Genomic DNA, 25320 nt, shown 5'->3' on the forward strand with positions numbered 1-25320 from the left:
ATGCCCGCCCGAGGGGCGGCGGCACCCGCCGGGGGCCCGTTTTCCGCGATAAGAGGAACCGGTTCTCCGCGGCGATCCGTTGATCTACAGTGCCCGGAAAGCCCCCGTCACCTGGTGACCTGTAAGGATTCCACGCATATGCCGACCGAGACATTCGAGTTCCAGGTAGAAGCACGCCAGCTTCTGCAGATGATGATCCACTCGATCTACTCGAACAAGGATGTGTTTCTGCGCGAGCTGATCTCCAACGCGTCCGACGCGCTGGACAAGCTCCGCCTCGAAGCCCTGCGCGACGACACGCTCGGGGCCGACGTGTCCGACCTCCACATCGACATCGAGGCCGACAAGGACGCCCGTACGCTCACGGTGCGCGACAACGGCATCGGCATGTCGCACGACGAGGTGGTCCGGCTCATCGGCACGATCGCCAACTCCGGCACCGCGAAGTTCCTGAAGGAGCTGAAGGAGGCCCAGGACCCGGCCGCCGCGGAAGGGCTCATCGGACAGTTCGGCGTCGGCTTCTACGCCAGCTTCATGGTCGCCGACGAGGTCACCCTGGTGACCCGGCGCGCGGGCGAGAGCAAGGGCACCCGCTGGGCGTCCACCGGCGAGGGCACCTACACGATCGAGACGGCCGACGACGCCCCGCAGGGCACCTCGGTCACGCTGCGGCTCAAGCCGGCGGACACCGAGGACCAGCTCTTCGACTACACCTCTCCCTGGAAGATCAAGGAGATCGTCAAGCGGTACTCGGACTTCATCACCTGGCCGATCAAGATGGCGCCGGAGGCCGCGGAGCCCACGGCCGACGCCGAGGGCGGCGAGAGCGGCGAGGACGGCGAGAACACCGCCCGGCCGGAGCCCGAGACGATCAACTCCATGAAGGCGCTGTGGGCCCGGTCCCGCGACGATGTGTCCGATGACGAGTACCACGAGCTGTACAAGCACATCAGCCACGACTGGAACGATCCGCTCGAAACCATCCGCATGCAGGCGGAAGGCACCTTCGAGTACCAGGCGCTGCTCTTCATCCCCTCGCGCGCGCCCCAGGACCTGTTCACGCAGGGGCACAAGCGCGGGGTGCAGCTCTATGTGAAGCGCGTCTTCATCATGGACGACTGCGAAGCGCTCATGCCCGAGTACCTCCGCTTCGTCAAGGGCGTCGTCGACGCGCAGGACCTCTCGCTCAACGTGTCCCGCGAGATCCTCCAGCAGGACCGCCAGATCCAGCTGATGCACCGCAGGCTGGCGAAGAAGGTGCTGTCCAGCATCAAGGACATGATGGCCGCCCACCCGGAGCGCTACGCGACGTTCTGGCGGGAGTTCGGCCGGGTCCTCAAGGAGGGTCTGCTCGGCGACTTCGAGAACCGCGACGCGATTCTCGGTGTCTCCTCGTTCGCCACGACCCACGACGAGGAGGAGCCGACCACCCTCCAGCAGTACGTCGCGCGCATGAAGGAGGGACAGCAGCACATCTTCTTCATGACGGGCGAGTCCCGTGCGGCCATCGAGAACTCGCCCCATATGGAAGCCTTCCGGGCCAAGGGCGTCGAGGTGCTGCTGCTGACCGACCCCGTCGACGAGGTGTGGGTCGACGTCGTCCCCGAGTTCGACGGCAAGCAGCTGCGGTCCATCGCCAAGGGCGAGGCCGACCTCGACACCGAGGAGGAGAAGAAGGAGGTCGAGGCCGAGCGGGAGAAGCGGCAGCAGGAGTTCGCGGAGCTGCTGACCTGGATGACGGCGCGGCTCGGCGAGGACGTCAAGGAGGTCCGGCTCTCCTCCCGTCTCACCGTCTCCCCGGCCTGCATCGTCTCGGACACGCACGATGTGACCCCGGCCCTCCAGAACATGTACCGCGCCATGGGCCAGGACGTGCCCCGTACCAAGCGCATCCTGGAACTCAACCCCGGCCACCCGCTGGTCACCGGCCTGCGGACGGCCCAGGCCGAGCGCGCGGAGGACACGGACCTCGCCGAGGCGGCCGAGCTCCTCTACGGGCTGGCGCTGCTCGCCGAGGGCGGCGAACTGAGCGACCCGTCCCGCTTCACCAAGCTGATGGCGGACCGCCTGGAGCGCACCCTGTAGGCGCCCCGGCGCTCTGTGGGTACCCGGCCGCGGGGCAGGCCGACGCACACCTGCCCCGCGGACCGGCGCGGAGAGAGCACGCCGGCGACAACGCGGCCGGCGCTCCGTTTCCCCGGCCGTTCGGTGTAACTCCATCGAGTACGACGGGATTTCAGCGCTCCACCGAAGGCCGCCGCGCAGTCACCTCCGCGAGAACAGCGGACTTCCCCTCTTCGGCTTTATCCGGTCGGGACGGGATACGGGAACGGCCCGCGATGCGGAACGCCGGTGTCCGGCACGGCGATTCACCGGCCGGCCCCGCCCGCACGGCCCCCGGCCGCAATGTCGTGTGAATGTTCTAGCCAATTCGAACCACACCGACTAAGATCCTTCGTAACCGGCAACACACGGCCCGTCCCGCGGACTTGACCTGGAGGCTGCGATTCCGTCCCTCGGCCTCCTGCTGCGATTTCGGCCTGTCCCGTCCTGCTGACGCAGTACCGCTCGCGAGAAATTCCTCGCGGGGGTAAATGCGACGGGATGCCGTGGCGTTACCGAATGGGCGCGGCCTGACGTGCCTTCCGCCACAGGCCGGGCCCGGCAAGAATATGCGGCGTCATTCCTCTGCCCGCATACGTCACATGTGAGTACCCGTTCTTCCCGCAATGCGCTTTCGCGCACTACACGAAGAGTAAGGAAATCTCGATGACTACTGCCCTCCTCGCGGACGAGACGGATCTGGATCTCGACCTCGCCGACCTCGACCTGGACATTCAGACGGCGGTCACCGGCGGCGCGAACGCCCCGCTCGAACCGACGATGTTCACGTTCGTCACCTGTGACACCGGTGGCGCCACGGGCACCTCGTGCGCGTTCACCAACGGCTGCAACCCCATGTGTTGCTGACCTCGGGGTCCTGAACCGACCGGACTCACCGAGTCCTGAACGTCCAGGCCGCAGGCCGCCATCGGCGACACCCGCCGGTGGCGGCCCCGGCTGCCTGTCCCGACCGGAAAGAACCTCAGCATGACGCGGCGCAGCCCCTTCTCAGCCGTCGGACCGGTTCTCCTGCGGTCCGCCGCCCTCCCCCACGACACCTTCGACGAGGCCGTCGAAGGGTTCGGGCGCACCACCGCGCCGACCGACGCGGAACTGGTCGCGTACCTCACCGGCATCGCCGCGCATCCCGTGCTGCGCGAGGCGATCGCGGTGTCGAGTGACGCCCTGTCGGAGGAGCTGGACAAGATCGCGGGCGGTGCGGCGGTCAGCCGCAAGAAGCTGATCCGCGCGGCGATATCCGTCACCCGCTACGCCCGGCGGATCACCGGCCGGCCCACGCCGTTCGGTCTCTTCGCCGGAGTGTCGGTACCCGGCGGGCACGACCGCCCGGCGGACGCTCCCGCCGCCGGTCCCGCGGTCAAGTCGGCCCGCCCCGACGCCGGCTGGTTCGACGGGCTGGCCGCGAAGTGGCTGGCCGACCCGGCTGTCCGCCGCTCCTTGCACGTCGTGCTGAACAACCTCTGCTTCGTCCGGGGCGACCGGCTGGTGCTGCCGCACGTCCGGCTGCGCAGCGCGGGCGACGAGAAGGCGACCACCACCCAGCAGGCGAGCCAGGAGCTCTCCCTGCGGTGCACTCCGGTCCTGTCCTGGGTCCGGGAAGCGGCCGCCCGCCCCGTGCCGTACCGGGAACTGCTCGCCGCGGCCGTGGCGGCCCACCCCCGCCTCGGCGAAGCCCGTCTCGAATCCTTCCTCGGCAGCCTGGTCGCCCACGAAGTCCTGCTCACCCAGCTCGCCCCGACCCGGCTCGACGACCCCTACCTGGAGTCGCTGGAGCGCGTCCTGCCCGCGGACTCGGCCGAACGCGCCCACCTGACGGCAGTGCGCACCGCCCTGGCCGCGTACGGCGGGACCGCGCCGGGCGAGGGCCGGGAGCCGTGGCGCCGTCTCGTCGAGGTGTCGGAACGGGCGCACCGCTCCCGGGCGGTCGCGCCTCAGGTGGACCTGCGCCTGGACACGGATGCCGAGGTCCCGCCGGCGGTGACCGAGGAGGTCGAGCGGTACGCCGCGGCGATGTGGTCGATGTCGCCGAAGAACGAGTCGTACGCCCATATGCGGGGATACCGGCGCGCCTTTCTCGACGCCTACGGGCAGCACGGTGCGGTCCGGCTCGCGGAACTCGTCGACCCGCACCGCGGACTGGGCTACCCGGACACCTACCTCCACCCGAGGTCCAGCAACGAGTTCCCGTCCGGGAAGCGCGCCGCGGGAGCGGCGGACGACCGGATCCAGGCGCTGGCCGACGTGCTGCACCGGGGCCTGGCCGATGAGCGGCGGGAGGTCGTCCTCACCGAGGAGGACGTCCGACGGCTGACCGTCGATCCGGACGCGCCGGTCCCCGCCTCGCTCGAACTCTGCTTCCAGCTCCTGGCCGGCAGCGCGCAGGACCTGGCGGCCGGGAGATTCGACCTCCTCACCACCCCTTCCGTGGGCACGCCCACCGCCGGCGCGATGGCGGGACGGTTCGCCGCGCTCACCGACAGCACCAAGAGCCTCGGCCGGCTGATGGCGGACACGGACGGTGCGCTGGCCGCGCAGGTGGAGTTCCGCCCCGTGCTGCCCCGCGCGCTGAACGTGATGCAGGTGCCCGGTCTCCTGCCGCACTCGATCCCCGTGGGGACCTTCGGCGATCCGGGCGGGGAGGGCTGTATCGACTGGCGGGACCTCGTCGTCGCCGCGGACGGCGACCGGCTCCGCCTGTACTGGGAGAAGACCGGTCAGGAGATCCGGCCGGTGATCCCCCATGTGCTGTCGCTCGGCACCGCCGCACCCGATCTCGCGCGCTTCCTCGGGGAACTCCCGTACTGCGGCGAGGACAAGACCTGGCAGCCGTGGGACTGGGGACCGTTCGAGCACCTCCCCTGGCTGCCCCGCGTCCGGCTCGGCCGGGTCGTGCTCTCGCCCCTCAGCTGGCGGCCGAGCGCGACGATGCGGGAGAGCGCGGGGCGGGGCAAGGACTGGCGGCGGGTGGTGGACGCCTGGCGGACCGGTACGCGCGTCCCCGACCGGGTCACCGTCGGCCAGCGCGACCAGCTCTGCGAGCTCGACCTGGGCAACGCCTTCCACCAGGAGATACTGCGCCGCGAAATCGTCCGGGGCCGGGTGACCGTCGCGGAGAGCCCCCGGGACTTCGGCGAGGTGTACGGCTGGCTGGGCGGCCGGAGCAACGAGATCATCGTGCCGCTCCGGGGCGCGCCGCGGCCGCCCGGCGCGGAGCCGGCGGCGGCGGAGCTGGACGTGCAGCGCGTCGCCCACAGCGCCGCCGCCACCGCCCATCCCCCGGGCGGTGAATGGGCCTTCGTCGAACTCCACGGTGTGCCCGAGGTCCATGAGGAGTTGCTCACCCGCCATCTCCCCCCGCTGATCGACCGCACCGCCGGGCAGGTCGACCGCTGGTTCTTCATGCGCTACCGGGAGGCGGGCCACCACATCCGGCTGCGGCTGCACGGGGACCCCGCGGAGCTCGTCGCCACCGTGTGGCCGGAGCTGCTGGGCTTCTGCGACTCCCTGAAGAAGGCCGGTCTCATCCGGGACTTCAAGGTCTCCTCGTACGCGCCGGAGGTCTCCCGCTACGGCGGGCCGGAGGGGGTCCGGCGCGCCGAGGAGTGGTTCTGCGCCGACAGCCGGCTGGCGACGGGGCTGCTGACCCTGCTCGCCGGTGGTGGCGGCGCCGTCCGCAAGGACCTGCTCCTGCTGGCGGGTTACGTCCATCTGCTGGAGTCGCTGGGGCCGTGGGACTGGTGTTCCTGGGTGGACCGGTCGCTCCCGAAGGAGAACGGCGCCGCGCCCGCCCGGTCCGACATCGCGGCGGCGGCGCGGCTGGTGCCGCCGGGACGCGCCCGGGAGGAGCTGGCCCGGGTGCTGCCCGCGCCCGTGCGGCCGGTGCTCGACCGGGTCGCCACGACGGCGCGCGGACTCGGTGAACTGCTGCTGCCCGGTATCGGCCGGTACGCCGGACGGGGCTGGCAGGACACCGCGGTGGCCAGTCTGCTCCATATGCACCACAACCGGCTGTACGGCATCGACCCCTACAGCGAGGCGCGCAGCCTGGCCCTGCTGGCGCACGCGGCCCGTGCCCAGCTCGGCAGGGCCCGGCACACCGCACCACCCGCCGCCGGACCGGCGGCGACGGCCGAGGAGAGGAGCGGGCAGTGACACCGACCGTGCCGGTCCCCCGGCACCGGGACCGGGCCCTGGCGCTCGTCGGCACCCTGGCCGACCGGTTGCGCGACCCCGCGCGCCTGCCCCACGCCACCACCGGGACGGAGCCCGCCGACCGCTGGAAGACCACGTCCCTCGCCAGCGGATACGCCGGTATCTCGCTGCTCTTCAGCAGCCGGTCCGGTACCGAACCGGCTGACCGGCGCACCGCGCACCGGTATCTGAGCCTGGCCGCGGACAGTCTCAAGAGCCAGCCCAGGCCCCACTACGGCCTGTTCTACGAGATCGCCGGCCTGGGGTTCGCCCTGGACCTCGCCCACCGGGCCGGCGGGGGCTATGCGAAGGCCCTCGCCTCGCTCGACGCCCGTGCCGCCGAGGGCGCCCGCGGCCTGTGCCACGTGGTGGACACCGTCCCGCTCGGCCCGATGGCCCGGTTCGACGTCCTGGACGGCCTGGCCGGTCTGGGCCGGTACCTGCTGCTGCGCGGACTCGGCGGCTCCGCCGAGATGGAGCGGATCCTCACCGCCCTGGCGGCCATGCTCGGCACCACCGAGCACTTCGGCCGCCAGGTCCCCCGCTACTGGTCGACCACCCCGCCGAACTGGTACCCGACGACCGACCGCGCCCTGCGCGAGTCCGGCCACCTCAACCTGGGGCTCGCCCACGGCATCGCCGGACCGCTGGCCCTGCTCTCCCTCGCCCACCGGCAGGGTGCCGTGACCGACGGACAGGAGGAGGCGATCCGCGGCCTGGTCGGTCTGCTGGACCGGTTCCGGCAGACCGATGAGTACGGCGTCTTCTGGCCCCATACCGTCTCCCTGGACACCTTCGCGGGCAACGCGCCCGGCGCCGGCCGCGGCCGGGTCGCCTGGTGCTACGGAACCCCCGGTATCTCCCGGGCCGTGCAGCTCGCCGGACAGGCACTGGGCAGGGCGGACTGGCTGCGCCTCGCCGACGACTCGATCGGCGCGGTGGCCGCCCTCCCCCTGGACGCCTGGCGGGCCGATCACTGGTCGCTGTGCCACGGGTGGGCCGGTGTGCTGCATCTGCTCGGCTTCTTCACGGACGGGCCCGTCGGCGCGCGGGCGGGCGCGCTCATCGACACCGTCGCCGGGCGGATCCTCGACGGCTTCGACACCGCCGGCTGCCCGCCCCTGGAGATCGGCCACGACGGCCTGCGCCCCGGCAACGAACCGGCCGGATTCCTGGAGGGCGCCGCGGGCCTCGCCCTCGCCCTCGACTCCTACGCACGTCCCGGGCAGACGCTGCCCTGGGACACCGTCCTGATGGTGAACTGAATGCCCCGCACCCCTGCCGCGCAGACACCTGCCGAGAAGCCCGCCGCCGGAAAGACCGTCGGTGGCACGACCCATGCCGTCGGGCCCGGACCCGCCCAGGGCTCCGGGACGGCACCGGCACCGGCGCCGGGCGGCACCGTCCGGTGCGGCGAACTCGATCTGCCGCTCCCCCGGTTCCTGCGCACCGTGGCCGACCAGCTGGAAGGGACGGACACCACACCGCCCGACGGGCTGCTCCCGGCTGCCGAGGTCTTCCTCGGCGCCGGCCTGTCCGCGCTGCGCGCCGCCGACCGCCCGCACGCCTGGCTGGAGTACCGCCTCCTGACCTCACCGGCGGCCACGGGGGCACCCCGCCACTACGCCGCTCTGCTCGGGACGGTGCGCGAACTCCTCGCCGAGGGGACCGTCGAGGACTTCTTCTTCGTCCACAAGACACCCGGCCTGCGGGTGCGCTTCCAGACCCGCCCCGCGCTCCGGGAGCGGGCCGCCGGCCGGCTGGCGCGGACCTGGGCCGACTGGCAGGCCCGCGGCATCATCACCGGCGTCCAGCACGCCGTGTACGAACCGGAGCAGCATCTGTTCGGCGGCCCGGAGTCGATGCGCAGCGTGCACCGCGTCTTCACCGCGGACTCCCTGGTCTGGCTGCGTCACCTGTCCCTGGCGGAGCCGCCCGCACCGGTGTGGGCGCTGTCGATGGCCATGATCCGCGTCCTGTTCACGGAGCTGCACATCACGGACTTCGAGGACCGGGACGTCTGGGACCGGATGCGGTGGCAGGTCGGCAGGAGATTCGCCGGGGACCCGCCCGCCGGCTGGGCGGACACCTCGGCCAGGCTGCGCCAGGTCTGGCACTCCCCCGAGCGGCTCGACGCGCTCCGCGGCCCCGCCGTCGAGGACGACTTCGCCGCGTTCCGGGAGTCCGTCGCGGAGATCTGCGCACAGTGGCGCGCGGAGTACTTCACCGGGCCGGGCGCACGGGTCGGCCCGCGGGAGGCGGCCGCCTTCCTCCTCGTCTTCCACTGGAACCGCGCACGGCTGCCGAAGGACTGGCAGATCGGCATCACCGAAGCACTGGTACAAGGACCGGCGAAGGGCGGGGGACATGACTCCTGACGTACACGGCGCACCCACCACCGGCGACGCGTTCGGCGCCATGCTCCACGACTGCTGGGCGGGCGGCGGGGCGGGCAGCGGGGTCCGCGAACTCCTCGAACGGGACGACGGGCAGCTCTACCACTCGGACGCGGGCCTGTACTTCACCGCCGCCGCATCCTGGCCGGACGTCGACCAGGAGCTGCTGCGCCGGGTCCGCGGCACGGTCCTCGACATCGGGTGCGGCGGCGGCCGCACCATGGCCGAACTCCAGGCGCGCGGACACGAGGTGCTCGGCGTCGATCCCTCCCCGGGAGCCGTCCGCCTGTGCACCGGGCGCGGACTGCGCGCCGTCGAGGCCACGGCGGCCGATCTCGGCGCCGTCGACGGCGAGTTCGACACCCTCGTGCTGACCGGCAACGGGCTCGGCTTCCTCGAAAGCCGGGAACAGGCCCCGCGCGTCCTCAAGGAGCTGGCGCGGGTGGCCAGGCCCGGGGCGGCGCTGCTGGGCACGACGTTCGACCCCGCCCGCCTGACGGCACCGACCGAGACGGACTATCGCGCACGCAATGTGGCGGCCGGCCGCCTCCCGGGGCAGTGGCGGATCCGGGTCCGCTACGCCGGTCTGGCGACCGACTGGTTCCGTTACGCCTTCCTCTCCCCCGACGACCTGGCGGAGCTCACCGCCGGCTCCCCTTGGCGTATCGAGGAGATCCACTCCGGGGACTTCCACTACCTGGCACATCTCGTCCTGGACTGATCACGATGGCTGATCACGCTGGGCGGCGCGAGGCGTCGCACGGACAGCGCGGCGGGGTGCCCGTGGATTCCCGGGCACCCCGGCGGGCGGGCCGGGGTGCCGGGGTGCCGCGTGTGTCAGGGCGCGGGTTCGAAGTGGAAGGCGCTGATGAAGCAGTCCCGGGGCTGGTTCACCGCGAAGGTGATGCAGTCGACGAGCGACTGGGCGGTCAGGGTGTTCTCCGGTCCGCGCGGGGCCGTCTCCCACTCGGGCGAGAGGGGGTCGATGTTGTCGAAGTCCGGCGGGAAGAGGGAGATGACGCGGACGCCCCGCTCGCGCAGCCGCTTGGACAGGATGCCGGTGAAGGCGCTCTGCGCGCCCTTGGCGGCGTAGAAGGCGTCGTGCGCGGCGGAGCCCGCGAAGTTCGGGACGCCGCACACGGAGACCATGGTGACGATGTCCGGCTGCGCGGAGGCGAGCAGCAGCGGCAGGAAGTGCTTGGTCACCAGCACCGTGCCGGTCGCGCCGGAGCCGGTGGTGGCGAGGATCGCCTCGTCGTCGGCCGACAGCAGGTCCTCGCCCTCCAGCCAGGCGGCGCCGTTGTTGATGAGGAGGTCGACGTGGTCGGTGTGTGCGCGGACCGCGTCGGCGAACGCCCGGACCGATTCCGGTGAGCTGATGTCGCAGGCGAAGGCGTGGACGCGGTCGTGGCCGAGCGCCCGGATCTCGTCCCGGGTCCGCTCGGCGCCGGTCAGGCTGCGGGCGGAGAGGTACACCTCGGCGCCCAGCCGGGCGAAGGCGATGGCGAGGGTGCGCCCGAAGTCCCGGGCGGCACCGGTGATGACGACGCGCCGGTTTTCGATGGTCATGCGGTTGGCTTTCTGTTCGGGAGCGGGTGGCGAGAACAAGGGGGCGACGGTGGGTGGGGACCACCGGGTGGCCGGTGCCGGTGCGGGCGGCGAGGCCGGTCCGGCGGCCAGGGTGTCCGGTGGTCAGGTGGTCAGGTGGTCAGGTCGAAGATGCCCGCGCGGTTCAGTTCCTGACAGCGTTCGATGTCCGCGCGGAGTGCCGCCTCGTCGCGGTTGCGCAGCAGCACGGTCAGCGGTCCGCCCTCGATCGAGCGCTGCCGCACCTCGTCGCCGGGTGACGGGGCCTCCAGTACGCCCGCGTAGGAGCCGAGTGCCCGGATGGTGTCCAGGTGACGGATGCGGACCAGACGGCCGGAGCGGCGGGTGATGAAGGAGTAGTCGGCCAGGAAGCCGGTGCCGTACTCGGCGAGTTCGCGGGCCAGTGTCGGCAGCGGTTCACCGCCGGCCCGGGGCGCGAACTTCACGACCTTGCACGTCCGCTCGCCGAGGACCAGCTCGAAGGTCACCGGCCCGTCGCGCAGTCCGGCCTCGTCCACCACCGGCTGGAGGCGGTCGGCGAGACCGCGCACCGCCCGCGCGCCGGGGGGCACGTTGATCACGCTGGTGAGATACGCGAAGGGGCCCTCGTCGAGGCAGAAGCACTGCCAGCAGTCGGTGAGTTCGAGCCGGCCGCCGGTCACCCGGCCACCGGCGAAATGCGGGACGCCGGCGACGTGGTCGTGCGCGACCAGGCGGGTGCCCCGGGCCCAGAGGTCCGCCGTCTCCCGTTCCGGCAGCGGCGCACCGGCGCGGCACAGGACGGCGGAGCCGAGGTCGTCGGAGAACTCCGGGCGCAGCACCACGGTGCCGGTCCGCGCGGCCAGATGGCCCGGGAGCTGCTCGGGAGCGGTCAGGACGGTGAGGTCGAGGGCCAGGTCCGGATCGGCCGCGGCGACCAGATCGCGCTGGGCGATCTTGCCGGTCCACGGGTGGACGGCGGACTCGGGCGGGGGCGACGGGGACACGGCTCTCTCCTCGGTGAACGTCGGGCTGCGGACGGGGTGGTGGGACGCCGGTGACGGGGAAGGCCCGGCGAGGCGGCCGGCCGGGGAGACGCAGCGGTACGGGCCGGCCGCCCCGCCGCGTCAGCCGCGTCGCAGGTGGCCGGGGAGCGCGATGTCCGGGGGCAGCGCCGGGTCGGGTACGAGCGCGCCGCGCACGGTGGTCAGCGGCAGTACGCCCGCCCACAGGCCCAGTCGCGCGTCGGGGCTGTCGCCGTCGTCCGGCGGACCGGTGCGCACCTTCACCGACGCCTCGTCGAGGCCCAGCGCCAGCAGGGAGGTCGCGGCCAGTTCCTTGCGGCTGGGGCGCCGTGCGTAGTCCCACTGGCCGGGGGCGGCCTGTTCGGTCAGGACCCGCAGGCCGGCCAGCTTCTCGGCGTCGTCGGTGACCTGGCGCGGTACGCCGTAGATCATGGCGCAGCGGTAGTTGATGCCGTGTTCGAAGACCGACCGGGCCAGGACCACGCCGTCCACGTGCGTGACCGTCACACAGACGGTCCCGTCCGGGGCCTGTATCAGGCTGCGGCTGGCCGACGAGCCGTGGAGGTACAGGGTGTCGGCGGTGGCGCCGTACACGGTCGGTACGACCATGGGGGTGCCGTCCACGAGGACGCCCAGGTGGCAGACGAAGCCCGCGGCCAGGACGGCGTCGAGGTCGCTGCGGGTGGTGCGGGCCTTCTCCTTCATGCGGCGCAGCCGGGTGCGGTCGGTGACCGGCAGCTCGGTGCGCGGCTGTCCGGTGGCCGGGAGTCCGGTGACCGGGGGGCGGGGCGGCGGGTTGTTCAACGTATGACCTCTGTCGGCGCTGGTGGTACTGGCTGTACTGGCTGTCCGGCCTCGGTCCCGGCGGGGGCCGCGTGGTCCGTCCGCAGCAGCCGCCGGACGGCCGCCGCCGCTTCGGCGGCGGCACCGGGTGCCGTCTTGAAGCCGGCACCGGACCAGCAGGCCGCCACCACGACGCGCGGTTCCCCCGGGAGCGGTCCCAGGAACGGACCGTCCGGATGGTACAGATCCGCGCCGAACCTGCCCAGGAGATAACGGGCTTGGCCAATCCACGGCCAGCGGCGGACGGCGCCGGAGCGGATGTGGGCGATCTCCTCAGCGGTGAGCTGCCCGCCGCCGGCGGCGGGCACGTCCCATTCGTCCACCGGGCGTCCGGTGAGGTGTCCGCCGGCCGCCGGGCCGCCGGTCTGGGGCCGTCCCCACATACCGGTCGTCAGATCGCTGACGGCGGGCAGCCGGCGGCCGCCGAGGTCGAAGAAGGCGTACCGGATGCGCTTGGTGCGCGGTGCGCCGCGGCCGGGGCGCACCGGCAGGCGGTCGCCCAGCAGGGCCGGGGTGCCGCTGCCCGCCGCGACCACCGCGCACCGCGCGGTCACGGCGCCGGCGGGGGTGACGGCGCGGACACCCCGCGGGTGCGTGTCGAGTGCCACCACGGGGCCGGGCAGCAGGGTGGCTCCGTACCGCAGGGCCCGGGTGCGGTAGTGGGCCGCGGTGGCGGGCGGGTCGGCGTAGCCGCCGCCGGGTTCCCACACCGCGCCGGCGATGCCGTCGGCCGCCAGGTCCGGCCAGCGGTCGCGGACCTCCCCGGGGCCGAGGAGTTCCGCGGTCACCCCGGTGTCGCGCAGCTCCGCGACACCGCGTGCGGCCGCTTCGACGTCCCCGGTGCCCAGCAGTACGAGGGAGCCGGTACGGCGGAAGCCGCAGGCGGCGCTCTGCCCGGCGGGTCTCCCCCACAGCAGGCCGTGGCTGCGGACGGCCAGGGCGCGCATCGCCGGATCCGGTTCGTAGGCCCGGACCAGGCCGCCCGACCAGTCGGTGGCCGAGGCGGCGCCGGGGCCGGGCGTGGTCATGGCCACGGACAGTCCGGCCTCGGCCAGGTGGGCGGCGGTGGCGGCGCCGACCACACCGGCGCCGACGACCACCACGTCCGGGCCGGGCGCGGGACCGGGCGCGGGGGGCGCCGCCCGGAGCACGGGGACGACTTCCCAGCCCGCGGCGCTGTCGGCGTCCACCGGGTCGCCGTCCGCGTCGAACGCCAGGCCCGCGTGGGCGCGCAGGGCGGTCAGCAGCCGGCCGCCGCGCGCCCCCGGGTCGTCGGCGAGGGCCCGGACCAGGCAGCTGAAGGCGGCGTCGACGTGGGTGTACGGGCCGCCACGGAGCCGTACGACGCGGGCGTCGCGGGCCTCGTCGGTGCCCAGCAGCCCGGCGAACTCGTCCACCGCGCAGTCGTCGGTGAACAGCAGCCGGCCCGCGAAGCCGGCCGTGCGCCGCCGCCGGGCCGTGTCCGCGGCCCCGAAGTGCGTCCCGCAGACCACCAGCGCGGCCGGGCCGTCCTGGCGTACCGGTGGCGCGGTCCGCCAGGCGGCGCGGAACCGTTCGGCGAGCCGGCGCCCGTAGTCGGTGCCGTCGTCGGCGACCGCCGGAGTGCCGGTCGCGGCGGTGGCACAGCGCAGTGCGGCGGGCTGGCCCGTGTCGAGCGGGCACCAGCGCAGCGCGCCGCCACCGCCGCCGCGGAGCAGGCCGGGGGCGGTGGCCAGGGGCAGCAGCAGGGGTAGTCCGGCGCGGCGGTAGACGGGCAGCGCGTGGCCGGCGCCGATGCTGTTGAAGTGGCCGACGACGGCGGCGTATCCGCCGTCGCCCGTCACCGCCTCGGCGACGGCGGCGGCCCTGCTCGCGTCCCCGCGGTCGTCGTGGCGCTCCCAGGTGATGCCGCGGTCGCGGTGGGCGTTTGTCGCCCGGGTCAGCAGTTCGCCCCAGGCCGCGCGCGGTCCGCTGAACGGTCCGACCACCGCGACGCGCAGCGGGCCCGCCGCGGCGGGGTGCGGGCCGGCCGTCTCAGCCACCGAAGACCGGCCCGGCCGGCGGGTCGAGACGGCGGCCCGGTGCGGGTGCGGCGAGGGCGGCCGCGGTGACCGGGCGGCCGGGCCGCTCGCCGAGCAGGGCGGCCAGCCGGGCGGCGCCGGCCGGCATGACCGGGGCGGCCCAGGCGGCCAGCGCCGCGGCGACGGCGAGCTGGGCGGTGAGGGCGGCGCGGTGGGCGGCGGCGCCGCCGGGGCGGTCACGTTCGTGGGCGTGCACATGTCCGAAGTCGGCGGTGCGGGCCACCGCGTCGTCGAGCAGCGCCACGGCGCGACGCGGGTCGAACCCCGCCGTCCCGTACGCCTCGCGCAGTTCCCCGACGGTGCGCAACAGCCCGGCCCGCAGCCGCTCCCAGGCGGGTCCGGCGGGCCGTTCGGCGGGTACCCGGCCGTCGCAGTCCCGGGCGACGGCGGCGCACAGCCGGTGCAGCCAGCCGTCCCACCCGGTGCGCAGGTGGCCGACGGTGCGTGCCAGGTCGGCCGGGGTGAAGCTGGTCTGGCGGCCGTCGGGGCGGTCGGCGAGCACATGGTGGCGCAGGGCGTCGGAGCCGGCCCCGGCGAGCGCGTCGTGGGCCCAGACCGCGTGCCGCCGGCTGGTGGAGAACTTCTGCCCGTCCAGTTGGTAGAACTCGTTGACCACGAAGGCGGTGGGCAGCGGGAGGGCCGCGTCGTACGCCATGAACAGGGCGGGGAAGAGCACGGCGTGGAAGTAGCCGTTGTCGAAGCCGAAGAACTGCACGGGTCCGGTGGCCGGTCCGCCGTCCGGCCCGCGCCGGTCCGACTGGAAGAGGTAGCCGGGTGCCATCTCGCACCACACGTAGGCGCGCTGGTCCGTGAAACCGTCGACGGGCACCGGGACGCCCCAGTCCGCGGGGTGGCTGACGGCGATCTCCGGCAGTCCGTCGGCGAGCATGGTCTCGCACAGCACCCGCAGATGGGGCGGCATACGGACGTCGGCCCAGAAGGCGGTGAGCCGGTCGGCGAAGGGCGCCAGCGGGAAGTACAGGCGGGTGCAGTCGCGCAGTTCGGCCGGGAGGCCGCAGGTCTCGCAGTGCGGATCGGTCAGGTCGCCGCAGTCGTTGGGGCGGCCGCAGGGTTCGCAGGCGTTGCCGTGGGAACCGGCGCCGCAGTGCGGGCACTTGCCGGACACGTACGCCTCGTACAGCCAGCGCCGGCAGCCGGTGCAGTAGGGCAGCGGGCGGGTCCGGGCGACGAGGTGCCCGGCGTCGTGCAGCCGGCGCAGGAAGTCCTGGACGAACGCGGGGTAGTCCGCGTCGCGGCGGGGGTGGACGGTGCGGTCGAAGGCGACCTCGGCCGCGCGCCAGGTCCGTTCGATGGACGCGCCGTAGCCGTCGGCGACGTCCTCGCCGGTGCGTCCGTCCTTGGCGCCGCGTACCGGCACATAGCTCTGGTGGTCGTCGAGTCCGGTGGTGTACCGGGTCTCGACGCCGTCGGCGGCCAGGAAGCGGCGCAGCACGTCCCCGGCGACGTACGGCCCGGCGATATGGCCGACGTGCAGATCGCCGTTGGGGGTGGGGGGTGTCGCGGTGATCCAGACCGGGGCGCTCATGCGCCGGACCGGGGGCCGGGCGCCGGTCCGTCCGGCTGCGGTTCGCGCAGCGGCCAGTACAGGGAGACCCAGACGAGGGTGTCCGTACCGGGGTTGTGCACCACGTGTTCGTGCTTGCGGGGCAGGACGACGACGTCCCCGGCCTCGAACGTGCCCTCTTCGCCGGCCAGGTCGAGGCGGCCGGCGCCGGACGTGATGATCATGACCTCGTCCTGGTCGTGGCAGTCCGGCTCGGAGCTGGCGCCGGCCGGCAGGAAGCAGGCCATGGCGCCCAGCGGGGGTTCCTCGTCCTGGCCCTGCCAGGGAATGATCCGCTGGCACGCCATGCCGAACTCACGGGTGGCCGCGTCCTCGTTCAGCCGAAATTTCGTGATCATAAAAGGTATGCACCCCGAAAGATAATCCGGCACGTCGTCCGGAGATCCGGAATTCACGCGTTTCGCCGCGGCAACTGTGGTGCGCGGCGTTCACGGAGGTCAACGGATCCCCGCGCGATGTGCAGGAAGGTGCCACCAGTGGTGGCGCAAAAGAAGCCACAAGAGGCGACAAGACGCGACAAGTTGCCCGGGTCGGACAGCGAGAACGGCAGCCCCCTGCCATGTTTCGCCCCACTCGCCCCAGTCTTCCCTCGCGGCCCGTTAGCGTCCGGTCAGCTCAGTCGGCGACGACCCGGCAGCGATACCGGTAGCGAGGGAAGGGCGAAGTTTCATGGGGAATCCGCTCGGTCACTGTGCGCCCGTCCATGATGTCGTGGGAATCGGCTTCGGCCCGGCCAACCTGGGCCTGGCCATCGCGCTGGAGGAGCACAACGAGAGCGTCCCGCCCGACCGGGCGGTCACCGCGATGTTCCTGGAGCGCCAGCCGCGGTTCGGCTGGCACCGCGGCATGCTCATCGACGGCGCGACCATGCAGGTGTCGTTCCTCAAGGACCTCGCCACCCTGCGCAACCCCACCAGCCGGTTCGGCTTCGTGCCCTATCTGCACGACCGCGGCCGGCTCGTGGACTTCATCAACCACAAGATGCTCTACCCCACCCGGGAGGAGTTCCACGACTACCTGGAGTGGGCGGCCGCCGGCGTCGACCATCTGGTCGGGTACTCCTCGGAGGTGACCGAGATCCGCCGGGCCGGCGATCTGCTGGAGGTGGCGGTGCGCCGTCCCGACGGCACCGCCGTGCACCTCGCCCGCAATGTCGTCCTCGCCTGCGGACTGCGCCCCCGGCTGCCCGAGGGCGTCAAACCGTCCGAACACGTCTGGCACAGCAGCGAGTTGCTGCCCCGGCTGGCGGACACCGTCCGGGACGACGTCCGGCGGTTCGTGGTGGTCGGCGCGGGGCAGAGCGCGGCGGAGGCCGCCGAGTACCTGCACCGCACCTATCCCGCGGCGGAGGTGTGCGCGGTCTTCTCCCGCTACGGCTACAGCCCCGCCGACGACAGCCCGTACGCCAACCGCGTCTTCGACCCGGAGGCGGTCGACGTCTACTTCGGCGCGGACGAGGACGCCCGGCAGCAGCTGATGGCCTACCACCGCAACACCAACTACGCCGTCGTCGACCTCGAACTCATCGAGGACCTCTACCGCCGCGCCTACCAGGAGAAGATCCACGGCCGCGAACGGCTGCGCGTCCTGGGCACGACGGAGGTGACCGAGGTGTCCGACGGCGCCGGCGGCGCGACGGTGCGCACCCGCTCGCTGACCACCGGCGCCGAGGACGAACTCACCGCCGACGCCGTCGTGTTCGCCACCGGCTACGAGGAGCAGGACCCCATCCCGCTGCTCGGCGCGGTGGCCGCCGACTGCGCGCGGGACGCCGCGGGACGGCTGCGGGTCGGCCGCGACTACCGGGTGGCGACCACCACCCCCGCGGGGCCCGGCATCTACCTCCAGGGCGGCACCGAGCACACCCACGGCATCACCTCCTCGCTGCTGTCGATGGTGGCCGTACGGTCCGGCGAGATCCTCGGGTCGGTACTGGCCCGGCGCACCCCCGCCCCCGCCGCCGAACGGCCCACCGTGGCCGGCGCCGGCCATGAGTGAGGCCGGGGCCGACGCCGATGTGGTGGTGGTCGGCGGTGGTGTGGTCGGCGCCGCGGTCTTCCACGAACTGGCCGCCTGCGGCGCCGCCGTCACCCTGGTCGAACAGCACCGCGGCGGGCTGGGCTCCACCGCCTGGAGCGGCGGCATCGTCCGCTGCTACCACGACGACCCGGAGCTGACCGACCGCGCCGTCACCGGCTGGCGGCACTTCCGGGAGTTCGCCGCGCACACCGGCGAGACCGCCGCCTTCCACCCCTGCGGCTTCCTCTACCTGCCGCACCCCGACCGCGCCGGGCACGCCCGGCGCGAGACCGCCCGGCTGTCGGCGCACGCGCCCGCCCGGTGGCTGTCCGCGGAGGAAGTGGACAGCCGCTTCGGCCAGTTGCTCACCGCCCCCGCCCGCAGCGGCGCCGTATGGGAGCCGGAGGCCGGCTGGCTGGACGCCACCGAGGTGACCCGCGGCTATCTGCGGGCCGGCCGGCGCAAGGGCGGCACAGTGCTGGAGGGCGTCGCGGTGCACAGTCCGCTGCGCGGGGGCGACGGCCGCCTGCACGGTGTGCGGACCTCCTCGGGCGCGGTCCGGGCCGCCACCGTGGTGCTGGCCGCCGGGGCCGCGACGCCCGGTCTGCTGACGTCCTGGGGGATCGAGCACGACCTGTGGGCCCAGGCCGTCCAGGTCGAACTGCGGCGCCCCGCCGCCCCGGTGACCGGCCAGCCCGCGTACACCGACGACGAGTTCGACGTCAACGGCCGCCCGGACCCCGATTCCGGCGGCATCTACCTGGGGCACCCGACCGGCCGCCGGGTGCCCGGCGCGGGCCGCGAACCCGTGGACGCCGCCCAGTCGCAGCTGGCCGCCGAGGCGGGTGCCCGGCGGTGGCGCTGGGTGCCCGGCAGCCGGAGCCTGGGCGGGCTGCGGGCCGCCGAGTGCTGGGCACCGGACGGCCACGGCCGGGTCGTCCGCCACCCGCGCGAGCCGGGCCTGCTGCTGGCCACCGGCTTCAACGGGGGCGGATTCAAGATGGCGCCTTGGGCGGCCGCCGAGACCGCCCGCCTGATCGGCATCGACGGCAACCACGCGCCGCCCCCGGCGCACGACACGAACGGAACCAGCCGATGAGTCTGCCCACAGCCAAGGACGTCAAGGGTGTTCTGCCGGTCGTCCTCATGCCCTACACCGACAGCGGCGCGCTGCACGAGGACGACTTCCGCCGCCAGGCCGACCACATGTTCCAGGCCGGCTGCGACGGATTCGTCGTCGGGCAGGTCTCGGAGGTGCTGCGGCTGACGCACACCGAGCGGCTGCGCGTCGCCGAGCTGTGCGCCAAGTCGGCCGACGGGCGCGGGGTGTCGGTGATGAGCACCGGTGCGGAGACCGCGGAGGCCGCGGTCGAGTACAGCCGGCACGCGCAGGACGTCGGCGTCGACGCGCTGCTCGTCATGCACCCGGCCACGATCGGCCTGGGCGAGGACGAGATGGTCGGCTACTACAGCCGCGTCATCGAGTCGGTCGGCATCCCGGTGATCGTCCACCACGCCAAGAGCCTGGCCAAGCAGCCGCTGACCATCGGCGCCCAGGCCCGCCTGCTGGAGACGTACGGCGAGGAACGGGTGATGTTCAAGCCGGAGGCGCAGCCCACCCCGCCGCGGGTGAGCCAGCTGCGCGACGCCACCGGGGGCCGGGCCAGGGTCTTCGAGGGCGACGGCGGCATGATGCTCCTGGACTGCCACGGCCGGGGCCTGACCGGGACCATCCCCGCCACCGAGATCGCCGAGATCGTCGTGACGCTGTGGCGGCTGCTGGAGGCGGGCGACCGGGCGAACGCCGAACGCCTCGGCCACCCGCTGTCGTACCTCATGTGCCACATGATGAACAGCACCGACTACTACCTGTCGATCGCCAAGCGCTTCCTGAAGGAACGCGGCCTCATCACGACCACCTATGTCCGGGGTCCCAGCCGCCACGTCCTCGACGACGAGTCGTGGACCGAAGTGAACCGCACCTACCAGCACCTGCTCACCCTCGCGAAGGAGCTCGCTCGATGAAGAACCACGCCTTCACCATCCGTCTCCGGGACCAGGCCGCCGCCGACAAGTACATCGCCCTGCACCGGGAGGTGTGGCCGGAGATCGTCGGCCCCGGCGGCGCGCTGGACACCATCGGCGTCCGCAAGCTCCAGATCTTCTTCATCGAGCCGCTCACCCTCTTCATGTACGTCGAGGCCGAGGACCACTTCGAGCCGGTGCGCGACTTCCTGCGCGCCAACGACCTGGACCCCCGGGTCCAGGAGTGGGACGACATGATGCACGACGGCGACGGCAGCCTCCTGGTGCGCCACCCGGGCAACGACGGCCGCCTCAACTGGGCCCCGATGCAGCGCGTCCACCACGTCGACTTCACCGACACCCTCCCGGACCTGGAGGACAAATGAGCACGCCCGCACCGCGGACACCCGCCGGCCGGGACCGGGTGACCGTCCTGGACTGCACGCTGCGGGACGGCGGTTACTACACCAACTGGGAGTTCGACGACGCCCTGGTCGAGGACTATCTGCGGGTCTGTGCCCACACCGGCATCGACATCGTGGAGCTGGGCTACGCCCGGTTCGACCCGGGCGGCCGCGGCCCCTACGGCAGGCTCCCGGCCGGGCTCACCCCCAACCTGGCCAAGGTCCTGCCCGACGACCACGGGCTGCGGTTCGCCGTGATGGTGGACGCCTCCGGTCTCGCGGGCGTCCCCGCCGCCGAGACCGGCCCCCGCCTCGCGGAGCTGCTGGCCCCCGGCTCGCTCCCGGTCGACCTGGTACGCGTCGCGGTGCACCACAGCCGCGCCGCCGGCCTCGCCGCCGAGATCGGCTCACTGCGCGCCGCGGGCTTCGGCGTCGGCCTCAACCTGATGCAGATCGACCTGGCCACCCCCGCCGAAGTCATCGCCCTGGTACGGACGGTGGCGGACCTGGGGCCGCTGGAGGCGGTGTACGTCGCCGACTCGCTCGGCTCGCTGCACGCCGCGCGCATCGCCGAACTGGTGGAGCTCTTCCGCACCGGGCAGGACGCCCCGGTCGGCATCCACGGCCACGACAACCAGGGGTTCGCACTGCGCAACACCCTGGCCGCCGCCGAGGCCGGGGCCACCTGGCTCGACGCCACCGTCCTGGGCATGGGCCGCGGCGCGGGCAACGCCCGCACCGAGCAGCTGCTCGCCGCCCTCGGCACCGGCCCCGACACCCTCCAGCAGCTGCTGGACCTGGTGGCCCGGCGGTTCGAACCGCTGCGGGACACCCACCGGTGGGGCGCCGGCGCCCTGTACGCGATCGCCGGGATGCGCCGCGTCCACCCGACGTACGTACAGCGGCTGGAGGAGAACGCGGAGCGGGACGTCGAGACCAAGCTGCGGGCCCTGCACCACCTGGCCGGGCAGCGCGCGACGTCGTTCACCCCGCAGGCACTGGAGGACGCGCTGCGCCATGCGTGTGCCTGAGACCGGCCCGGTCCCCCTGGAGGAGGCGCTGGCCGGCCACACCGCGGTGGTGTTCGACCTGGACGGGGTGCTCGTCGACTCCAACGAGCTGAAGGTGGACTGCGTACGCGACGCGCTCGCGGTCTTCGGCCCGGAACTCGTCGATCCCTTCGTCGACGAGTTCCGCCGCACCTTCGGCCGGACCAGGCGGGAGCACTTCCTCGCCTTCCACCGCGACTACCTCGGCGGCCGGAGCACCGGGCGCGGCGAGGACTTTGAGCCGTTCTACGCGCGCTACGCCGGTGACTACGCCGCCCTGCTGGGCGAGCGGTACGCCAAGGCACCGCTGTGCGCGCACGCCGACCGGCTGGTGCCCGCCCTCGCGGCCCGCGGCGTACCGCTGTACGTGGCGACCGGCACGCTCACCCCCGAGGCCGAGCGGCTGCTGGCGTGGCACGGCCTGCTGGACGCCTTCCGCGGCGTGCTGGGCGGGGAGGAGCCCAAGGCGCGGCGGCTGTCCGGCGTGGTGGCCGGAACCGGTGCCGCGCCGCACCGGACGGTCCTGCTGGGCGACTCGCGGCAGGACCTGCTCGCCGCGGGGGCCGCCGGCACCGCCTTCGTCCTCGTCACCGGGTACGGCTTCTTCCCGCCCGGCGAGATCCTGGGCGCACCCGGCGGACCGGCCGGCAAGGAGGTGGCGGTGGCGGCCGGATTGGATCCGCGCGGTTTGGTGACCGGGGCCGTCGTGGCGCAGGGTCCTGGGCAGCAGGTCCGGTGAACGCCGAACCTCGGACGGCGCCGTGAGCACACCGGGCGGTCCGGGCCCCGGTGCCCGGACCGCCCGGCACCGCGCCGCCGCGGACCCGGGGCGCCCCGGGGCACGTCCCCGACGGCCCCCGCCCACGCGGTAACCGGCCCGCCGCACCGGTCCGCTCCGCCCGGAGCGGGCCGCCCGAACCGGAAGGACGACGCAGCCTTGACTACCGACCGCACCGACCGCACCTCCCCGGTGGTCATCTCCGGCGTCAGCAGAGGACTGGGGGCCGCGCTGGCCCGCCGGTTCGCCGAACTGGGCCGGCCCGTCGCCGGCTGCGCCCGCGACCGGACCGCGCTCGCCGCCCTGCGCGCGGACCTCGGCCCCGGCCATCTCGTCAGCGCGGTGGACGTCACCGACGCGGCCGCGGTCGCCGAGTGGGCCGCCGAGGTCACCGAGCGCCTGGGCGCCCCCGGCCTGGTGGTGGCCAACGCCGGGCACATCACCGCGCAGGCCCCCGTCTGGGAGGTGCCCCCGGCGGAGTTCGAGCACATGATGCGGGTCAACGTCGTGGGCGTGTACGCGATGGCCCGTGCCTTCCTGCCGCTCCTCGGCGACGGGGGCACGCTGGTCACCGTCTCCTCCGGCTGGGGCCGCAATCCGCGCGGTCTGCTCGCCGCCTACACCGCCGCCAAGTTCGCGGTGGAGGGGTTCACCCGGGCCGTCGCCCAGGAGACCGGCGCCCTGCGGCCGGGCGTGACGGCCGTCTCGCTCGACCCCGGCGGCGGGGTGGACACCGACATGCTCGCCACCTGCCTGCCGGACGAGCACACCCGGTACGAAGGTCCCCGCGAGTGGGCGCTGCGGGCCGCGGACTATCTGCTGCACCACGTGCCCGCCGCGCCGAACGGCGCGGCACTCACCGTCCCGTCCGGCTGACGGCGCGCCCCGCCCGGACCGCGGCCAGCCGGCCACCCCAGCACAGGAGAAGCCCATGCCAGCACGCGGTACGGTCGCCCTCGTCGACGCGTACTCCTCGGCCCACCGGCTCGCACCGCTCTTCCGGGAACGCGGCTACCGCTGTGTCCATGTGCGCAGCACCCCCGTGATCCCCGCGGTGTACGCCGGTTCGTTCGTCGCCGGGGACTTCGCGGCCGAGGTGGTGCACGACGGCACGCTCGCCGACACCGTGCGGCAGCTGCGCGCGCAGCGGCCGGTGGCGCTGCTGGCCGGGATCGAGAGCGGGGTGGAGCTCGCCGACGAGCTGAGCGAGGCGCTGGGGCTGCGCACCAACGGCACCGCGCTCAGCCCGGCCCGGCGCGACAAGTTCCGCATGGCGGAGGCGGTCCGCGCCGCCGGGCTGCGCGCGGCCCGCCAGCTGCTCACCGCCGACGAGGACGAACTGCGCGCCTGGTACGAGGAGACGACCCGCGAGCAGGGCGCCGCCGGGCGGGTGGTCGTCAAACCCGTCAAGAGCGCCGGCAACGACGGGGTGTTCTTCTGCGACAGCCCGGAGGAGGCGGCTGCCGCCTTCCGCGCGATCGTCGGCACCCGCAGCGCCCTGTCCCTGGACAACGACGCGGTGCTGGCCCAGGAGTACCTGTGGGGCGGCGAGTTCTACGTCAACACGGTCAGCCTGGACGGTGTGCACCAGGTCTGCGACGTGTGGAAGACCAGCCACCTCCACGCGAACGGCGTCCGCGACCTGCTGGACGGCGCCTGGCTCCTGGAGCGGCACGGCCCCGTCCAGGACCAGTTGGTGCGGTACGCGTTCGGTGTGCTGGACGCGCTGGGCATCCGCAACGGCCCGTCGCACACCGAGCTGAAGCTCACCCCCGACGGGCCGTGCCTGATCGAGACCGGTGCCCGGGTCTGCGGCGGGGACCTGCCGAACCTGGTGCGGCGGGCGGTGGGCGAGAGCCAGCTGGAGTGGACGGCCGACGCCTACACCGACCCCGGGCGTTTCCGCTCCCGGGCCCATGTGCCCTACACCGTGCGGGAGTTCGTCTCCTCGCAGGCGGTGGTGGCGCCGCGGTCGGGCACGCTCCTGGGGTATCCGCGGCTGGCCGAGGTCAAGGCGCTGGAGAGCTTCCACGAGGTGAAGATGGCGGTGGCCCCCGGCGAGCGCGTCCACCGGACCGTCAACGACTTCACCATCCCGCTGCTGGTCAACCTCGCCCACCCGGTGCAGGACGTCGTGCTGCGCGATTTCGGCACCGTGCGCTACCTGGACGGGGAGGGCTTCTATGACCTCGCCTAGCCGTACCGGGCGGGCGGCGGGCGCGGTCCGGGCGGCCGCGTGGGGCGGGCCCCTCCTGGTGCTCGTCTACTGCCTCGCCAACGCGGTCAAGTCGGTGGTCGAGGGCGCGCTGGTGCAGCACATCAGCCCGGAGTTCTACGCCTTCAACACGTTCGTGGTCACCCAGCTCTTCTATCTGGCGCTCAACCGCGATCTGCGCGAACTGGCGGCCGCCGTACGCCGCTCGTGGCGCGATGTCCTCGCGTACAACGTGACGACGACGCTGAGCTGGGTGGCCGTGCTGTACGCGCTCACGGTCTTCGAGCCGGTGGTGACCAACTCGATCATCGTGGGGCTGGTGCCCTGTCTGACGATCCTGCTCGGCGGCCTGCTGCGCCCCCAGGCGCGGCCCAGCCGGGTGGAGGTGCTGTCCTCCCTCGGCGTGCTGGCGGCCATGGCCTATCTCGCGGTGACCACCCTGGCCGGTTCGGCGGCCACCGGGTCGGTCCCGGCCGGCGGTTTCGCCCTCGGGCTGGCCGCCTGCGCGCTGACCGCGGGCGCCGTGGCGGGCAACACCTTCTACACCAAACGGCTGGGCGAGGCCGGGATGCGCGTGGGGCAGATGATGGCCTGCCGGTTCTGGCTGCTGCTGGTGTCCACACTGGTCATCTTCCTGGTGCGGGGCAGCGCGAGCCCGTACAGCGGGACGAACGTGGCACTGTTCGTGGGCCTCGGCCTCGGGGTGATCGGCACCCTGTACGTCCTCCAGGTGGGCATCACCCGCACCGAGCCGATGACCGTGTCGCTGCTCTTCGGCAGCAATCTGGTCATGACGTTCGCCCTCCAGTTCTTCGACCCCAGGCTGCACCAGTCCGGGCACACGCTGACCGGGGTGCTGCTGCTGACCGGCTTCATCCTCTGGGGCGCGCTGGCCCGGTCCCGGCCCCCCGCGGACCGGGCGCCGGCCGGGGAGCCGGCCGTATCCGCACCGGCGGACGGGGCGCCACCGGGCGCCCGCACCCCCTGACCCGGCGGCGGGCGGTGCGGCGCCCGGGACCGTGCGCGCACCGCGGGCGCCC

General features: G+C 73.5%; 21 protein-coding genes. 15 read left to right on the forward strand and 6 right to left on the reverse strand.

Going from position 1 to position 25320, the window contains the following annotated elements; translation table 11 throughout:
• The first annotated feature begins 138 nt into the window (after positions 1–138).
• The 6 genes from htpG (at position 139) to ACLJWH_RS37215 (ending at position 9432) form a co-directional block, all read left to right on the forward strand.
• Positions 139–2085 carry a molecular chaperone HtpG gene (gene htpG / locus ACLJWH_RS37190; RefSeq protein WP_411146226.1) on the forward strand — a complete coding sequence of 649 codons (1947 nt, stop codon included), beginning with the start codon at positions 139–141 and terminating at the stop codon, positions 2083–2085.
• A gap of 684 nt (positions 2086–2769) precedes the next feature.
• A complete protein-coding gene (locus ACLJWH_RS37195) occupies positions 2770–2970 on the forward strand; it encodes a hypothetical protein (RefSeq protein ID WP_411146227.1) in 201 nt (66 codons plus the stop codon).
• Positions 2971–3090: 120 nt separating this feature from the next.
• Positions 3091–6276, forward strand: a complete 3186-nt coding sequence (locus tag ACLJWH_RS37200) for a lantibiotic dehydratase (RefSeq protein ID WP_411146228.1) — start codon at positions 3091–3093, stop codon at positions 6274–6276.
• Positions 6273–7580: a lanthionine synthetase C family protein gene (locus ACLJWH_RS37205; RefSeq protein WP_411146229.1), complete on the forward strand. Its 1308-nt coding sequence runs from the start codon at positions 6273–6275 to the stop codon at positions 7578–7580. Before ACLJWH_RS37200 ends, ACLJWH_RS37205 begins: the two co-directional genes overlap by 4 nt.
• A complete protein-coding gene (locus tag ACLJWH_RS37210) occupies positions 7581–8693 on the forward strand; it encodes a thiopeptide-type bacteriocin biosynthesis protein (protein ID WP_411146230.1) in 1113 nt (370 codons plus the stop codon).
• The gene (locus tag ACLJWH_RS37215; protein ID WP_411146231.1) at positions 8683–9432 is read left to right on the forward strand and encodes a class I SAM-dependent methyltransferase; all 750 of its coding nucleotides are present in this window, start codon (positions 8683–8685) and stop codon (positions 9430–9432) included. Before ACLJWH_RS37210 ends, ACLJWH_RS37215 begins: the two co-directional genes overlap by 11 nt.
• 116 nt (positions 9433–9548) lie before the next feature.
• Here the strand turns inward: ACLJWH_RS37215 and ACLJWH_RS37220 are convergent, their stop codons facing one another.
• From ACLJWH_RS37220 to ACLJWH_RS37245, 6 genes are all read right to left on the reverse strand, one after another.
• Entirely contained in the window at positions 9549–10280 is a 732-nt protein-coding gene (locus ACLJWH_RS37220) for an SDR family oxidoreductase (protein ID WP_411146232.1), read from the reverse strand.
• A 131-nt stretch (positions 10281–10411) separates the two neighbouring features.
• Positions 10412–11284 (reverse strand): hypothetical protein, encoded by an 873-nt coding sequence (locus tag ACLJWH_RS37225; protein ID WP_411146233.1) that lies wholly within the window; start codon positions 11282–11284, stop codon positions 10412–10414.
• Positions 11285–11404: 120 nt separating this feature from the next.
• Positions 11405–12007 (reverse strand): pyridoxamine 5'-phosphate oxidase family protein, encoded by a 603-nt coding sequence (locus tag ACLJWH_RS37230; RefSeq protein WP_411146267.1) that lies wholly within the window; start codon positions 12005–12007, stop codon positions 11405–11407.
• A gap of 95 nt (positions 12008–12102) precedes the next feature.
• Positions 12103–14166, reverse strand: coding sequence for an FAD-dependent oxidoreductase (locus tag ACLJWH_RS37235; RefSeq protein WP_411146234.1), 2064 nt, complete (start codon positions 14164–14166; stop codon positions 12103–12105).
• On the reverse strand, positions 14159–15751 hold the full coding sequence (locus ACLJWH_RS37240; RefSeq protein ID WP_411146235.1) for a methionine--tRNA ligase: 1593 nt from the start codon (positions 15749–15751) through the stop codon (positions 14159–14161). The genes ACLJWH_RS37235 and ACLJWH_RS37240 overlap by 8 nt, the downstream gene beginning before the upstream one ends.
• Positions 15748–16128 (reverse strand): cupin domain-containing protein, encoded by a 381-nt coding sequence (locus ACLJWH_RS37245; protein ID WP_411146236.1) that lies wholly within the window; start codon positions 16126–16128, stop codon positions 15748–15750. The genes ACLJWH_RS37240 and ACLJWH_RS37245 overlap by 4 nt, the downstream gene beginning before the upstream one ends.
• Positions 16129–16459: 331 nt before the next feature.
• Here ACLJWH_RS37245 and ACLJWH_RS37250 point away from each other — a divergent pair, with 331 nt between their 5' ends.
• From ACLJWH_RS37250 to ACLJWH_RS37290, 9 genes are all read left to right on the forward strand, one after another.
• Positions 16460–17788 (forward strand): lysine N(6)-hydroxylase/L-ornithine N(5)-oxygenase family protein, encoded by a 1329-nt coding sequence (locus tag ACLJWH_RS37250; RefSeq protein WP_411146237.1) that lies wholly within the window; start codon positions 16460–16462, stop codon positions 17786–17788.
• Positions 17781–18908, forward strand: coding sequence for an NAD(P)/FAD-dependent oxidoreductase (locus tag ACLJWH_RS37255; protein WP_411146238.1), 1128 nt, complete (start codon positions 17781–17783; stop codon positions 18906–18908). Before ACLJWH_RS37250 ends, ACLJWH_RS37255 begins: the two co-directional genes overlap by 8 nt.
• On the forward strand, positions 18905–19834 hold the full coding sequence (locus tag ACLJWH_RS37260; protein WP_411146239.1) for a dihydrodipicolinate synthase family protein: 930 nt from the start codon (positions 18905–18907) through the stop codon (positions 19832–19834). The genes ACLJWH_RS37255 and ACLJWH_RS37260 overlap by 4 nt, the downstream gene beginning before the upstream one ends.
• The gene (locus ACLJWH_RS37265) at positions 19831–20220 is read left to right on the forward strand and encodes an L-rhamnose mutarotase (protein WP_411146240.1); all 390 of its coding nucleotides are present in this window, start codon (positions 19831–19833) and stop codon (positions 20218–20220) included. Before ACLJWH_RS37260 ends, ACLJWH_RS37265 begins: the two co-directional genes overlap by 4 nt.
• The gene (locus ACLJWH_RS37270; RefSeq protein WP_411146241.1) at positions 20217–21269 is read left to right on the forward strand and encodes a hypothetical protein; all 1053 of its coding nucleotides are present in this window, start codon (positions 20217–20219) and stop codon (positions 21267–21269) included. Before ACLJWH_RS37265 ends, ACLJWH_RS37270 begins: the two co-directional genes overlap by 4 nt.
• On the forward strand, positions 21256–22026 hold the full coding sequence (locus ACLJWH_RS37275; protein ID WP_411146242.1) for an HAD family hydrolase: 771 nt from the start codon (positions 21256–21258) through the stop codon (positions 22024–22026). The genes ACLJWH_RS37270 and ACLJWH_RS37275 overlap by 14 nt, the downstream gene beginning before the upstream one ends.
• A gap of 198 nt (positions 22027–22224) precedes the next feature.
• Positions 22225–22941, forward strand: coding sequence for an SDR family oxidoreductase (locus tag ACLJWH_RS37280; RefSeq protein ID WP_411146243.1), 717 nt, complete (start codon positions 22225–22227; stop codon positions 22939–22941).
• A 55-nt stretch (positions 22942–22996) separates the two neighbouring features.
• On the forward strand, positions 22997–24262 hold the full coding sequence (locus ACLJWH_RS37285) for an ATP-grasp domain-containing protein (RefSeq protein WP_411146244.1): 1266 nt from the start codon (positions 22997–22999) through the stop codon (positions 24260–24262).
• Positions 24249–25268, forward strand: coding sequence for an EamA/RhaT family transporter (locus tag ACLJWH_RS37290; RefSeq protein WP_411146245.1), 1020 nt, complete (start codon positions 24249–24251; stop codon positions 25266–25268). Before ACLJWH_RS37285 ends, ACLJWH_RS37290 begins: the two co-directional genes overlap by 14 nt.
• The last annotated feature ends 52 nt before the right edge of the window (positions 25269–25320 follow it).

The sequence above is a fragment of the Streptomyces sp. x-80 genome, from assembly GCF_046549095.1.
Classification (GTDB): Bacteria; Actinomycetota; Actinomycetes; order Streptomycetales; family Streptomycetaceae; genus Streptomyces; species Streptomyces celluloflavus.

Coding starts and splice junctions, on each gene's coding strand:
- ACLJWH_RS37270 (WP_411146241.1), top strand. CDS start 20,217: ATGAGCACGCCCGCACCGCGGACACCCGCCGGCCGGGACCGGGTGACC.
- ACLJWH_RS37220 (WP_411146232.1), bottom strand. CDS start 10,280: ATGACCATCGAAAACCGGCGCGTCGTCATCACCGGTGCCGCCCGGGAC.
- ACLJWH_RS37215 (WP_411146231.1), top strand. CDS start 8,683: ATGACTCCTGACGTACACGGCGCACCCACCACCGGCGACGCGTTCGGC.
- ACLJWH_RS37265 (WP_411146240.1), top strand. CDS start 19,831: ATGAAGAACCACGCCTTCACCATCCGTCTCCGGGACCAGGCCGCCGCC.
- ACLJWH_RS37240 (WP_411146235.1), bottom strand. CDS start 15,751: ATGAGCGCCCCGGTCTGGATCACCGCGACACCCCCCACCCCCAACGGC.
- ACLJWH_RS37250 (WP_411146237.1), top strand. CDS start 16,460: ATGGGGAATCCGCTCGGTCACTGTGCGCCCGTCCATGATGTCGTGGGA.
- ACLJWH_RS37200 (WP_411146228.1), top strand. CDS start 3,091: ATGACGCGGCGCAGCCCCTTCTCAGCCGTCGGACCGGTTCTCCTGCGG.
- ACLJWH_RS37285 (WP_411146244.1), top strand. CDS start 22,997: ATGCCAGCACGCGGTACGGTCGCCCTCGTCGACGCGTACTCCTCGGCC.
- ACLJWH_RS37195 (WP_411146227.1), top strand. CDS start 2,770: ATGACTACTGCCCTCCTCGCGGACGAGACGGATCTGGATCTCGACCTC.
- ACLJWH_RS37245 (WP_411146236.1), bottom strand. CDS start 16,128: ATGATCACGAAATTTCGGCTGAACGAGGACGCGGCCACCCGTGAGTTC.
- ACLJWH_RS37210 (WP_411146230.1), top strand. CDS start 7,581: ATGCCCCGCACCCCTGCCGCGCAGACACCTGCCGAGAAGCCCGCCGCC.
- ACLJWH_RS37290 (WP_411146245.1), top strand. CDS start 24,249: ATGACCTCGCCTAGCCGTACCGGGCGGGCGGCGGGCGCGGTCCGGGCG.
- htpG (WP_411146226.1), top strand. CDS start 139: ATGCCGACCGAGACATTCGAGTTCCAGGTAGAAGCACGCCAGCTTCTG.
- ACLJWH_RS37230 (WP_411146267.1), bottom strand. CDS start 12,007: ATGAAGGAGAAGGCCCGCACCACCCGCAGCGACCTCGACGCCGTCCTG.
- ACLJWH_RS37275 (WP_411146242.1), top strand. CDS start 21,256: ATGCGTGTGCCTGAGACCGGCCCGGTCCCCCTGGAGGAGGCGCTGGCC.
- ACLJWH_RS37260 (WP_411146239.1), top strand. CDS start 18,905: ATGAGTCTGCCCACAGCCAAGGACGTCAAGGGTGTTCTGCCGGTCGTC.
- ACLJWH_RS37255 (WP_411146238.1), top strand. CDS start 17,781: ATGAGTGAGGCCGGGGCCGACGCCGATGTGGTGGTGGTCGGCGGTGGT.